Source organism: Pandoraea eparura, assembly GCF_902459725.1.
In the GTDB taxonomy this organism is placed as follows: domain Bacteria; phylum Pseudomonadota; class Gammaproteobacteria; order Burkholderiales; family Burkholderiaceae; genus Pandoraea; species Pandoraea eparura.
In genome coordinates this window covers 625,545-638,323 of the sequence record NZ_CABPSH010000002.1, presented here as the reverse complement: position 1 = coordinate 638,323, position 12,779 = coordinate 625,545, and the positions used below count along the sequence as shown (strand labels likewise).

The 12,779-nt window shown below is 63.4% G+C and carries 12 protein-coding genes; 9 read left to right on the top strand and 3 right to left on the bottom strand.

Going from position 1 to position 12,779, the window contains the following annotated elements; translation table 11 throughout:
- Positions 1–6 precede the first annotated feature (6 nt).
- From PEP31012_RS07070 to PEP31012_RS07060, 3 genes are all read left to right on the top strand, one after another.
- Complete coding sequence (locus tag PEP31012_RS07070) at positions 7–957, top strand: complex I NDUFA9 subunit family protein (RefSeq protein WP_150588599.1); 951 nt, start codon at positions 7–9, stop codon at positions 955–957.
- 81 nt (positions 958–1,038) lie between these two features.
- Positions 1,039–1,683 carry a glutathione S-transferase family protein gene (locus tag PEP31012_RS07065; protein ID WP_150588598.1) on the top strand — a complete coding sequence of 215 codons (645 nt, stop codon included), beginning with the start codon at positions 1,039–1,041 and terminating at the stop codon, positions 1,681–1,683.
- Positions 1,680–2,930 carry a multifunctional CCA addition/repair protein gene (locus PEP31012_RS07060; protein ID WP_150588597.1) on the top strand — a complete coding sequence of 417 codons (1,251 nt, stop codon included), beginning with the start codon at positions 1,680–1,682 and terminating at the stop codon, positions 2,928–2,930. The genes PEP31012_RS07065 and PEP31012_RS07060 overlap by 4 nt, the downstream gene beginning before the upstream one ends.
- Before the next feature lie 59 nt (positions 2,931–2,989).
- On the opposite strand, the gene PEP31012_RS07055 is transcribed toward PEP31012_RS07060, so the two are convergent.
- From PEP31012_RS07055 to PEP31012_RS07045, 3 genes are all read right to left on the bottom strand, one after another.
- Entirely contained in the window at positions 2,990–3,883 is an 894-nt protein-coding gene (locus tag PEP31012_RS07055; RefSeq protein ID WP_425494936.1) for a glutamate/aspartate ABC transporter substrate-binding protein, read from the bottom strand.
- 282 nt (positions 3,884–4,165) lie between these two features.
- Positions 4,166–4,360, bottom strand: a complete 195-nt coding sequence (locus PEP31012_RS07050; RefSeq protein ID WP_017235747.1) for a DUF2905 domain-containing protein — start codon at positions 4,358–4,360, stop codon at positions 4,166–4,168.
- A gap of 28 nt (positions 4,361–4,388) precedes the next feature.
- A complete protein-coding gene (locus tag PEP31012_RS07045) occupies positions 4,389–5,603 on the bottom strand; it encodes a class I SAM-dependent methyltransferase (RefSeq protein WP_150588595.1) in 1,215 nt (404 codons plus the stop codon).
- Between the two features lie 268 nt (positions 5,604–5,871).
- Here PEP31012_RS07045 and PEP31012_RS07040 point away from each other — a divergent pair, with 268 nt between their 5' ends.
- The 6 genes from PEP31012_RS07040 to PEP31012_RS07015 all read left to right on the top strand — a co-directional run bounded on the left by PEP31012_RS07040 (position 5,872) and on the right by PEP31012_RS07015 (position 12,474).
- Positions 5,872–6,714 carry an SDR family oxidoreductase gene (locus tag PEP31012_RS07040; RefSeq protein WP_246171171.1) on the top strand — a complete coding sequence of 281 codons (843 nt, stop codon included), beginning with the start codon at positions 5,872–5,874 and terminating at the stop codon, positions 6,712–6,714.
- A gap of 21 nt (positions 6,715–6,735) precedes the next feature.
- Entirely contained in the window at positions 6,736–7,131 is a 396-nt protein-coding gene (locus PEP31012_RS07035) for a dihydroneopterin aldolase (RefSeq protein ID WP_150588594.1), read from the top strand.
- A gap of 13 nt (positions 7,132–7,144) precedes the next feature.
- Complete coding sequence (gene ttcA / locus PEP31012_RS07030; RefSeq protein ID WP_150588836.1) at positions 7,145–8,089, top strand: tRNA 2-thiocytidine(32) synthetase TtcA; 945 nt, start codon at positions 7,145–7,147, stop codon at positions 8,087–8,089.
- Positions 8,090–8,211: 122 nt separating this feature from the next.
- Positions 8,212–9,573: a bifunctional UDP-N-acetylglucosamine diphosphorylase/glucosamine-1-phosphate N-acetyltransferase GlmU gene (glmU, locus tag PEP31012_RS07025; RefSeq protein WP_150588593.1), complete on the top strand. Its 1,362-nt coding sequence runs from the start codon at positions 8,212–8,214 to the stop codon at positions 9,571–9,573.
- Positions 9,574–9,692: 119 nt separating this feature from the next.
- Positions 9,693–11,522 (top strand): glutamine--fructose-6-phosphate transaminase (isomerizing), encoded by a 1,830-nt coding sequence (gene glmS, locus PEP31012_RS07020; RefSeq protein WP_150588592.1) that lies wholly within the window; start codon positions 9,693–9,695, stop codon positions 11,520–11,522.
- A gap of 370 nt (positions 11,523–11,892) precedes the next feature.
- A complete protein-coding gene (locus PEP31012_RS07015; RefSeq protein WP_150588591.1) occupies positions 11,893–12,474 on the top strand; it encodes a hypothetical protein in 582 nt (193 codons plus the stop codon).
- The last annotated feature ends 305 nt before the right edge of the window (positions 12,475–12,779 follow it).

The window sequence follows — 12,779 nt, the reverse complement described above, 5'->3', positions numbered from 1 at the left end:
TGACGCATGCGCTATAACGTCTGTGTCGTCGGTGGCACCGGCTTCATCGGCAGCCATCTGGTCGCCCGGCTGGTGTCGATGGGCCACGCCGTGCGCCTGCCTACGCGGCGAGTCGAAGCCGCCAAGGCGCTCGGCGTGTTGCCCGGCGTGGAACTCGTCGAGTGCGATGTGCACGACCCGCGCGCGCTGGAACGTGTGATCGCGGGCAGCGACGCGGTCATCAATCTCGTCGGTATTCTGCACAGCGACCGGGGCATGCCCTATGGTCGTGCGTTTGCGCGGGCGCACGTCGAGCTGCCGCGCACGATTGCGCAGGCGTGCAGCGATCGCGGCATCGCCCGGCTCATTCACATGAGCGCCCTGGGCGCGGATTCGAACGGCCCGAGCATGTACCAGCGTTCGAAGGGCGATGGCGAAGTGGCGATTCGCGCGACGGGCATTCCCGTCACGATCTTCCGCCCGTCGGTGGTGTTCGGTCCGGGCGACCATTTCCTGAATACGTTTGCGAGGCTGCAACGGCGCTTGCCCGTCGTACCGCTCGCGTGTGCCAAGGCGCGCTTTCAGCCGGTTTACGTGACGGATGTCGCGCAGGCTTTCGCGCAAGCGATCGACAACGACGCCACGCTTGGCAAGACGTACGAACTGGGCGGCCCGGAGGTGTACACGCTCGAGGCGCTCGTGCGCTTTGCCGGCGCGGCGTGCGGCTGCGAGCGGCCGATCCTGCCGTTGCCGGAGCGCGTCGCGCGCCTGCAGGCGATCCTCTTCGAGGCGATGCCTGGTGAGCCGATCATCACGCGCGACAATCTCGATTCGATGCGTGTCGACAACGTCATGAGCGGTCCGCTGGCGCCGGAACTCGGTCTCATCCCGAACGGTCTGGAGGTCGCCGTCGATTATCTCGATGGCGACAACGAGGCACGTCGTCTGTCGGACTATCGCCGTTACGCGGGACGGTGACACCTCACGTGCCTCCCCCGCAGCCCCCTTTTCCATCTGGCGCGTCAATCCCGATGCGCCATGCGCGTAAGGAACGTCCTCATGCAACTGGTCATTGCCAACAAGAGATACTCGTCGTGGTCGATGCGTCCGTGGGTCTTGCTCAAGCACTTCGGCATCGCCTTCGAAGAATGCAGCGTGTGGCTCGCGCAGCCCGACTCGCGTGAGCAGATTCTGCGCTACTCGCCCACCGGCAAAGTGCCGTGTCTGATCGATAACGGCATTACCGTCTGGGACTCGTTGGCCATCTGCGAGTACCTGGCCGAGAGCTATCCGCATCTGCCGCTGTGGCCCAAGTCGCGTGAGGCGCGAGCCCATGCACGCAGCGTTTGCGCGGAGATGCACAGCGGATTCACTGCGCTGCGCACGCATATGTGGATGAACGTCGGCGTGCATTGGCCAGGGGCGGCCGCAACCGATGACGTGCTCGCCGATATCCGTCGTATCGAAGCGATCTGGGAGGATTGCCTCGCGCGCCACGAAGGCCCGTTCCTGTTTGGTGATTTCACCATTGCCGATGCGTTCTACGCGCCCGTCGTAATGCGTTTCGCGACGTTCGAGCCGGCGTTGTCGGCACGCGCGCAGGCGTACGCCGATCGCATTCGCGAAGTGGCGGCCGTGCAGGCGTGGGTGGCGGCGGGACGCGGCGAGACGCAGCGTGTGGCTTACTACGAAGCGCGTCCATGAAGATTTACGCGGTCGGCGGCGCGATTCGCGACGCCATGCTGGGACTGCCCGTCAAGGATCGGGATTACGTGGTGGTGGGCGCGACGCCCGAGGACATGGTGCGGCAGGGCTTCAAACCGGTGGGCCGCGACTTCCCGGTGTTTCTCCACCCCAAGACGCAGGCCGAGTATGCGCTCGCTCGCACCGAGCGCAAGACGGCGCGCGGCTATCACGGCTTTTCGTTCTACTTCGCCCCGGAAGTCACGCTCGAAGACGATCTCGTGCGCCGCGACTTCACCATCAATGCGATGGCGCGCGAAGTCCTGCCCGACGACAGCCTGTCGGATCAACTGGTCGATCCGTATGGCGGCCGACGCGATCTGGAGGCGAAGCTGTTCCGTCACGTCGGTGAAGCCTTTGCCGAAGATCCGGTGCGGATTTTACGGTGCGCCCGCTTTGCCGCTCGCTTCACCGACTTCGCCGTTGCCGACGAGACGCTCGCGCTCATGCGTGAGATGACGGCCAACGGCGAGGTCGATGCGTTGGTGGCCGAGCGTGTCTGGCAGGAGATTTCACGTGGGTTGATGGAGCGTCGCCCGTCGCGCATGTTCGATGTCCTGCGCGCGTGCGGAGCGCTCGATCGCATCCTGCCCGAAGTGGCACGGCTGTGGGGCGTGCCGCAGCGTGCCGACTTCCATCCCGAGGTGGACACCGGCGTGCATGTGATGATGGTGCTCGACTATGCCGCGGCGCAGGGCTATTCGCTGCCGGTGCGCTTTGCAGCGCTCACGCACGATCTCGGTAAAGGCACGACGCCTGAGGCTGTGTTACCGCGTCATATCGGGCATGAGGGACGCAGTGTCGACCTGCTCGGGCCGTTGTGCGCGCGCTTGCGCGTGCCGGTCGAATGCCGAGAACTGGCGCAGGTCGTCGCGCGCGAGCACGGCAACATCCATGCATGTCTGAAGTTCGGGGCGGCGGCGCTCGTGCGCTTGCTGGAGCGATGCGACGCCTTGCGCAAGCCCGACCGGTTCGTCGAGGTGCTCCAGGCCTGCGAAGCCGATGCGCGCGGACGTGGCGGCGACTTCGCCACGGCACTGTATCCGCAACGTGATCGATTGATGGCGGCACTGAGCGCGGCGCGCGGCATCGATGCGGGGGCGGTGGCGCGTCAGTACGCTGATAACCCGGTGAAGATTCGCGACGCCGTGCAGGCCGCGAGAATCGATGCCGTCAAGGCGGCGGGGCTGGGGGGCGAGGGAGACTGAATTGCCGGGAGCATGCGAGACGTTGCCGTCTGCGCATGCCCGTGTCATGCAAGCTTCGCTTACTCGAAGGCCTTGTCGTTCGGATTCGCGTAGAGTTGCTTGAGCTGGTCGCTCATTGCAAAGTTGAAGTTGATCTGCTTCGGCGGCACCGGCGATTCGAACCACTTCTTGTACATCGTGTTGATTTCGCCGCTCTTCATGACGCCGGAGAGCGTGTCGTCGACGAGTTTTTTGAACTCGGTGTCGCCGTGCTTCATCATGAAGCCATACGCTTCGAACGATTGCGGCGTTCCTGTGACGACCCAGTCGTCGGGGTTGCGGCCCATCGTGCGCGCACCGGCGAGCAGCACGTCGTCCATCATGAACGCCTGTACGCGACCGCCCTGGAGCATGGTGAACGATTCCCCATAGTCCTTGCCCGAGATGACGCTCATGTTCATCTTCTTCTCATTGTTCATCTTGTTCAGGATGCGCTCCGACGTCGTGCCCGCATTGGTCACGACCGGCTTGCCCGCCAGATCCGGGAAGTCCTTGATGCCCGCATGCTTGTTCACGAGCAGCCGCGTGCCCGCGACGAAGAACGTATCCGAGAAGTTGACCTGCGCCTGACGCGCCTTCAGGTTCGTCGTCACGCCGCACTCGATATCGACCGTGCCGTTCTGCACGAGCGCAATGCGGTTCTGCGAGGTGACGGGGATGAAGCGCACTTGCAGATCGGGCTTCTTCAGGCGCGTCTTCACCGCGTCGACGACCTTGTTGCACAGATCCTGCGAATAACCGATGACGTTGTGATTGTTGTCGTAGTACGAAAACGGAATCGACGACTCGCGGTGCCCAATCGAAATCACACCGCTGCTCTCGATCTTCTGCAGTGTCTCCGACGCGGGCTGCGCGAGCGCCGCTCCCGTGGCGACAGTCATCGCAGCACCCAGCATGACTCCGGTCAATCGCATTTTGATCATGTCCTGCTCCTGAAATGGCCTTACTCTGATTCATGATTGAATCATTTGTTTCATAGTAATTTTTTTGCAACAAATGATCAAATCATTGTTAACCCTAGCGATGGCGGTCATTCGGCGCGCCACCCCGATGGCGACGCGCGCGCACACGCGTCGAACCGATGACCGGCAAGGGATCGGGTCTGCGGGTGGGGGGGCGAAAGCGGAACCGTGGGGCGGCAGCACGAACGTGCTTGGCTGACAGGCGTTGCAACAGGTGTTGCGTTGCGAAAGTGATTACAGCAGGCGAATCAGCAGATTGAAGACGAGCGAAAGCACGACGGTCGAGGCGAACGGGAACACCATCTCGCGGCCACGCCATCGAAGGCGCAGGTCGCCGGGCAACCGGCCGATGCCGAGTTTGGTGAGCCACGGCGAGGCCGCCGAGAGGATGCAGATCGCGATGAAGATCGTGAACATCCAGCGAAACATATCGGTGTGGCCTCGCAGAGAAGGAGTATCAGAGGGCGTGGCTGCGATCGCCGGTGGCGAAGCCCAGCAGGCCCGCCCACTCGTCCATGCCGCGACCGAACGCGATGACCTTGAAGAGTTCGCCCATCTCGGCTTCCGAGAGCAGTTTCTGCGCGGCGGACGCGGCCGGCAGGAACGTCTTCGGATCGGTCGGATCGAGCGCACTCATCAGTTCGATGATGCCTGCATTCATCAGGAATCGCGCCTGCGAGGTGAAACCCAGCAGATCGAGACCCGCTTCGACGCCGGCATCGGCAATGCCCGAAAACTCCACGTGGGCGGTGATGTCCTGCAAGCCGGGGTAATAGAACGGATCGTCGTGCGCGTGATGGCGGTAGTGGCACATCAAGGTGCCGTCTGCGCGCTGCGGATGATAGTACTCGCGCGCAGGGAAACCATAGTCGATGAGCAGCAAGACGCCGCGCGCGAGCATGGGTGCCACGCTGCGCACGAACGCCGAAGCGGCTTCGTGCGTCTCCGTCCGATATTCCTGTGTCGGCGGTAGGTCGGCCAGCGCGCCGAGCGCTGGCGGCAACGAACCAGTATGGCGATGGGCTTCCCAGCCGAAGCCATCTTGTGTTCGTATCACGCCGCGCTCGAACCAGACGGGCTGCCCGTTGTCGTCCGGGCGGCGTGTCCACAGGCGCACCGGCATGGCGTCGAGCACTTCGTTGCCGAGCATCACGCCGTGGAAGGCGTCGGGCAACCGGTCGAGCCACGTGACACGATCGAGCAGATGCGGTGCAGCGGTGGCGATGGTCTCGCGCTGACGCGCCCGTAGCTCGCCGGAGAGTTCCATGATCGAGTAGCGCTCGCAGGGCGTGCCTTCGGCGTCGAGCGCGAGCAGCAGGTCGGCCGCCAGGCGTCCTGACCCTGCACCGAATTCCAGCACTTGCGCGTCGCCGGTCTGTTCGAAGATCTCGCCAATCTGGCGGGCCAGCGTGCGCGCGAAGAACGGCGTGAGTTCCGGGGCGGTGACGAAGTCGCTGCCATCGGCGGCCAGACGTCCGAATTTCGCGGCACCGGCGGCGTAGTAGCCGAGGCCAGGCGCGTAAAGGGCCAGTTCCATGAAGCGATCGAACGGCAGCCAGCCGCCTGCCGCGTCGATGGCGTCGGCAAGATGGGCCGTGAGGCGGCGCGAGTGTTCGAGCGCGTCCGGCTCTGGAACGGGTAAACTATGCGGTTTCGGTGCGGCCTGATTCATGCGGGCATTGTAGCGGAGACGGTGCACGCTGGCTGCTTTGGTCGATATTGCCGCGTCCATGCGCTATTTCGCCGCGATTGGCGCCGATTTTCGTCGGTTTTCAGCCTTTTTTGCGTGGATTTCACCAGTTTTTGTGATCCATGGGTGCCGATTGGACAACGGGCGAGGCTGTCGCGAGCGACGTCGCCGACGGTTCGTCCACGCCCATTGAAGCCCATCGCCACGCGAAGTGCATCGCCCCAGCCGCCCTCTGACAGGAATTCGCCGCATGACCGTTGCATCGACGCCACGCCCCACGTCCGCCGCAGGCGAGCCCGCCCGCACGTCTGCCGTGCCGCGCGTGGCGCTCGTGACGGGGGGCGCGCGCCGGATCGGTCGCGCCATTGCGCTGCGGCTCGCCGGCATGGGGTGGGACGTCGCCGTTCACTACGAGCGTTCGCATGACGAGGCGCTCGAGACGGTCGCGGCTATCGAGGCGCTGGGGCGTCGTGCGGTGGCGTTGCAGGCGTCGCTGGCGGACGAAGCCGCCACGGCCGGGCTCATCGCCCGGTGTACCGAGGCGCTGGGTGTGCCGACTTGCCTCGTCAACAATGCCTCGCGCTTCGAGTACGATAGCGCCGGCGATTTCGGCTACCAGGCGCTGGAGCGCCACATGCGCGTGAATGCGGGCGCACCGCTCGTGCTCGCGCGCGAGATGCATGCCGCATTGGGCGAGTCGGGGCGGGGCGTTGTGGTCAATCTGCTGGATCAGAAGCTGGCGAATCCGAACCCCGATTACCTGTCGTACACGTTGTCGAAGGCGGCGCTGGCGCTGGCGACGACATTGCTGGCCCAGGCGTTCGCGCCGCGCTTGCGCGTGGTCGGCGTGGCGCCCGGCGTGACGCTGCTGTCGGTCGATCAGACCCCGGCGGGCTTCGCGGCGGCGCATGCGGCCACGCCGCTGGGCGCCTCGTCGACGCCCGACGACATCGCGCAGGCGGTGGCGTATCTGGCCGACGCGCCCGCGGTGACCGGTACCGTGTTGTATGTCGATGGCGGGCAACATCTCGCGAGTTCGTCGCGCGACGTGAAATTTCTGACCGAGCCGGCCGATGCCGACCGGTCTCGTTGATTGTCATTAAGAGTTTTCAAAATGCATAGCGCTCTTTCCCACCCTCGCCTGATGGACTGCCGTCGCATGTTCCTGCGCGACTATGAAGTGTTCATCAACATCGGCGTGCACGATTACGAGAAGCGTGGCGAGCAGCGCGTGCTGATCAATGTGCAACTGTTCGTGCCGCTCGCCGACAGCACGCCCGTCGCGGACAAGCTCGACGAAGTGGTCGACTACGACTTCATGCGCGAGACCATTGCCAAGCGCGTGGGGCTGGGGCATATCCACCTGCAGGAAACCTTGTGCGACGACGTCGCGAGTGCGCTGCTCGCGCATCCGCGTGTGCGCGCGGTGGGCGTGTCGACCGAGAAGCCCGACGTCTATCCCGATTGCCACTCGGTCGGCATCGAAGTGTTCAAGATGAAGGATGCCTGACATGAGTGCCGTCATGCCCGAGATCGGCGCGCCACTGGCCGCGACCGGAAACGTTGCCGCCGACAGCGTGAAGAAAGCGCAGAAGCTCGCGTTCGAGAACAACAAGCTCGAGAAGCGCCTGTTCCGTCTGACGGGGCAGGCCATTGGCGACTACAACATGATCGAGCAGGGCGACCGTGTGATGGTGTGCATGTCCGGCGGCAAGGACAGCTACGCCATGCTCGACATCCTGCTCAAGCTTCGCGAGCGTGCGCCGATCGACTTCTCGATCGTTGCCGTCAACCTCGACCAGAAGCAACCGGGGTTCCCGGAGCATGTGTTGCCTGACTACTTCCGTTCCATCGGCGTGGATTTCCACATCGAGAACCAGGACACATACTCGATCGTCAAGCGTGTGGTGCCCGAGGGCAAGACCACGTGCTCGCTGTGCTCGCGCCTGCGTCGCGGCATTCTCTATCGCGTGGCGGGCGAACTCGGCGCGACCAAGGTTGCGCTGGGCCACCATCGCGACGACATCATCGAGACCGTTTTCCTGAATCTGTTTTACGGTGGCAAGCTCAAGGGCATGCCACCGAAGCTGCAGTCGGACGACGGCAAGAACGTGGTGATCCGTCCGCTCGCGTACGTGCGCGAATCGGATCTCGAACGCTACGCCGAGTACAAGCAGTTCCCGATCATTCCGTGCACGCTGTGCGGCAGCCAGCCGAACCTGAAGCGTGCCGAGATGAAGTCGCTGATTCGCCTGTGGGAGAAGCAGCATCCCGGGCGTATCAAATCGATTTTCAGTGCGCTGTCGAATGTAGTGCCGTCGCATCTGATGGATACGAACCTTCACGACTTCAAGCATCTGCGTGCAACGGGGCAGCCCGATCCGCTCGGTGATATCGCGTTTGACGAAGCGCCTTGCGGCGACGAGAACGACGCCGGCATCATTCGTATCACGCAATTCGACGACTGATTGACGACTGATCCTGATCGCCCTGACTTGGTGCACTGAAACCTGACGCGGCCTGCCGGCCAAACCGGCGCGGCCGCCTGACCCCGACACACGGATTTCCACTCTCGAATCGTCACGACGCCATGAATATTGTGATTCTCGCCGCCGGCATGGGTAAGCGCATGCGCTCGAAGCTGCCCAAGGTGTTGCAGCCGCTGGCCGGCCGGCCGCTTCTGTCGCACGTGATTGCGACCGCACGCAAGCTCACGCCGGGCAAGCTCATCGTGGTGATCGGTCACGGTGGCGAGGCCGTGCGTGACGCGGTGGCCGGCGACGGTGTGCATTTCGCCGAGCAGGCGCAGCAGTTGGGCACGGGACACGCCGTGCAGCAAGCGGCGTCGCTGCTCGACGAGTCGGTGCCGACGCTGGTGCTCTATGGCGACGTGCCGCTCACGCGACCGGAGACCTTGCAGGCGCTGCTCAATGCGGCGGGCAACGAGAAGCTGGGCGTGCTCACCGTCGATCTGGACAACCCGACCGGGTATGGCCGGATCGTGCGCGACGCGGCGGGCAACGTGCTGCGCATCGTCGAACAGAAGGATGCCAACGAGGCCGAGCTGGCCATTCGCGAGATCAACACCGGCATCATCGTGGCGCCGACGCGCGCGCTCAAGGGCTGGCTGGCCGGCCTGAAGAATCAGAACGCCCAGGGCGAGTACTACCTGACCGACGTGATCGCGTGTGCGGTCGCGCACAGTGTGCCGGTCGTCACGACGCAGCCGGCCTTCGCGTGGGAGCCCAACGGCGTGAACGACAAGGCGCAGCTTGCCGAGCTGGAGCGCGACTACCAGCGCAATGCGGCGGGCGCGCTGTTGGCGGCGGGCGTGACCCTGATCGATCCGGCGCGCTTCGACCTGCGTGGTGAGATCGCGTGCGGCACTGACGTCTCGATCGACGTGAATTGCGTGTTCGAAGGCAAGGTGACGATTGGCGATGGCGCGACCATCGGTCCGAACTGCGTGATTCGCAACAGCACCATTGGTGCGGGCACACACATCGAGGCGTTCAGCCATCTGGACGGCGCCGTGGTGGGTGCCGATGCGCACGTCGGGCCGTATGCGCGCCTGCGTCCGGGCGCCGATCTGGCCGACGAGGTGCACATCGGCAACTTCGTGGAAGTGAAGAATGCGTCGCTCGCGAAGGGCTCGAAGGCCAACCATCTGGCGTATGTCGGCGACTCGACGGTGGGCGCGCGGGTCAACATCGGCGCGGGCACCATCACATGCAATTACGATGGCGCGAACAAGCATCGCACGGTGATCGAGGACGACGTCTTCATCGGCTCGGACACGCAGCTCGTGGCGCCGGTGACGGTGCGGCGCGGCACGACGATCGCCGCCGGCACCACGGTGTGGAAGGACACGCCGGAAGATTCGCTGGTGCTCAACGGCAAGACACAGGAAGCGAAGACGGGTTACGTTCGTCCGCGCAAGCAGAAGCAGTAAAATCGGCGGTCATGGACCGGCGTGCGAAGCAGCGGCAAGCAAGAGCGCGCGCCGGCGAGTCAAAAACGGATTGAATCCGATCGAATGCGCCAGGGTTTCTGGCACGAAGGGAAGCGAATATGTGCGGCATTGTCGGCGCGGTGGCGCGACGTAATGTAGTACCGGTGTTGGTCGAAGGGCTGCGTCGTCTGGAGTACCGCGGCTACGACTCGTGCGGCGTGGCGGTATTGAAGGATGGCGTGCCGCAGCGGGCGCGCAGCGTGTCGCGCGTGGCGGATCTGGATGAGCAACTGGCGCAGACGCACCTGGGCGGCGAGACGGGCATTGCCCACACGCGCTGGGCGACGCATGGCGCGCCGATCACGGACAATGCGCATCCGATCTTCTCGCGCGACGACGTGGCGCTGGTGCACAACGGCATCATTGAGAACCACGAGAGCCTGCGCGACGAACTGCGCGGTCTCGGCTACGAATTTGTGTCGCAGACCGACACCGAGGTCATTGCACACCTGGTGCATCACCTGCTGTCGAATGGCGCCGCGGGCGATCTGTATCACGCGGTGCGTCTGGCGACGCGCCGTCTGCATGGTGCTTACGCCATCGCGGTGTTCCGCAAGCAGGAGCCGCACCGCGTGGTGGGCGCGCGCGCGGGGTCGCCGCTGGTCGTGGGCGTGGGTGAGGGCGAGAACTTCCTCGCCTCGGATGCGCTGGCGCTGGCCGGCACGACCGATCAGTTCATCTATCTGGAAGAGGGCGATGTCGTCGAGCTCACGCTCGAGGGCGTGACGATCGTGGACCGTAACGATGCGGCTGTCGAGCGCGAAGTGCGCACGGTACAGGCATATACGGGGGCGGTGGAGTTGGGGCCGTATCGTCACTACATGCAGAAGGAAATCTTCGAGCAGCCGCGCGCGATCGGCGACACGATGGAGGGCGTGGAAGGCATTTCGCCGACGCTCTTCGGCGAGAAGGCCGAAGCGGTGCTGAGCCGTGTCGACTCGATCCTGATTCTGGCGTGCGGCACGAGCTATTACTCGGGCCTGACGGCCAAGTACTGGCTGGAGTCGCTGGCGCAGATTCCGACGCAAGTGGAAGTGGCGAGCGAGTATCGCTATCGCGACAGCGTGCCGAATCCGAAGACGCTGGTGGTGACGATTTCGCAGTCGGGCGAGACGGCCGACACGATGGCGGCGCTGCAACATGCGCAGTCGCTGGGTATGACGAACACGCTGGCGATCTGCAACGTGGGCACGAGTGCGATGGTGCGTCAGACGGCGCTGCACTACCTCACGCGCGCGGGCACGGAGATCGGCGTGGCGTCGACGAAGGCGTTCACCACGCAGTTGACGGCACTGTTCCTGCTGACGCTGACGATTGCGAAGCTGCGCGGTCGTTTGACGGCGGCGCAGGAAGCGGATTACCTGACGCAGTTGCGTCACTTGCCGGCGGCGCTGCATAGCGTGCTGGCGCTGGAGCCGCAGATCATCGCATGGGCGGAGGACTTTGCGCGTCGCGAGAATGCGCTGTTCCTCGGTCGCGGGCTGCATTACCCGATCGCGTTGGAAGGCGCGCTCAAGCTCAAGGAGATCTCGTACATTCACGCCGAGGCGTATCCGGCGGGCGAGCTCAAGCATGGTCCGCTTGCGCTGGTGACGGAAGAGATGCCGGTGGTGACGGTTGCGCCGCGCGATGCGCTGGTCGAGAAGCTGAAGTCGAACATGCAGGAAGTGCGTGCGCGTGGCGGCCAGTTGTACGTTTTTGCCGACGCGGATACGCAGATCGCGAACGCCGACGGCATCCACGTGATTCGCATGCCGGAGCACTACGGCCAGTTGTCGCCGATTCTGCACGTCGTGCCGCTGCAATTGCTCGCGTATCACACCGCCTGCGCACGCGGCACCGATGTCGACAAGCCGCGCAATCTGGCCAAGTCGGTGACGGTGGAGTGAGGGACGGCTATAGGGGCGCGTTGACTGTATAGAGGATTGCGAAACCTAACTTTTCCTAAGGAGTACCCTTTGCGAAAAGTGGGTATCGATTCCTGAGTGCCCCTGTCAGACGAAGCCGGAGACGTGCATAACGCTCCGGCTTTTTCTTGCGCAGCGAAATGCCCGTGACATCCGCGAAGCGGGCTGAATTTCCCTCGTTGTTCGCAACGTTCAGTCGTGGGGGCGTGGGTTTGGAACGCGATAGTGTGCTTACTGTGTCGGTAGCGTGATCGGCGTTGTTCTGAAAAATTGGAATTTTATGCAATATTCATTCGCATAGGATGCCGATGCATTAAGATTGTCGATTTTCCAGATCAGAGCGAACGCGTAAATGTTATTGGTTGAGACGCGGACCGAGAAGCTGGCGCGAGAACTGCCGCAACCGTTCGGAACGGTCGTCTTTCGGGGAGTGACCTGGGATTTGAGTCACCTTGAGCCATTCGTCTTTAAGGCGGTGGTGGCGCCTGGGCTCGAAGTGTCAGTGCTTGTCCTGTTTTCCTGCCATTGTTTTACGAAGAGTTTTCGATGGGACGCGCGTCCGGCCTTGGAAATCCCCGAGCATGAAATCTACGCCGACGAGCGAGAGCGACGAGTGCTGTGTGAGCAGCGCTACAACCTGTCGCGACGGCTGCTTCGTGAGATTGTGACGTCTCTGGGCGTGCGCCGCATCACGCTGGCGGACGACCGACGCCCCAACTTCGTGACCCTCGAGCATGTTGATGCCGGAAAGACCGTGCTTTATGCAATGTTCTTCGAAGTCGAAAAAGACAAGGCTCGGAAGCGCCTCGTGCTGCGAGTGCAATCCGCGTACGTACTTGAGGGTGGTTTGACGAAGCGTCAACGCGATGCGAAGAAAATTGCGCTGACGACGCTGCTTCGCAACGTTCAGAGGGGGACACCGATTCGCGCGTAACTGTCGCACGAAACCGGTAAGCAGAAAGACCAACGGCCACCTCTCGGTGGCCGTCGCATGCGGGATTCTCTATCTACATTTCTGCAGACTTCCCACTCCAGGTGGGACCTGGTTTCCCAGGCGGCGCTACGTTTTTTGCACCCGCTTGTACGTAGTTTTCAGCCCCGATACTAATATAGGGACCTCGACGAGGTCAAGCATTGAACTCGCGTACTAGTCACGGGCGATTCCCTAGGGATGCGTTGACCGGGCGTCGTGCCAACGGCATATCGAGTAGTCACACGCGGTCGACCCGTTGAGGGTGA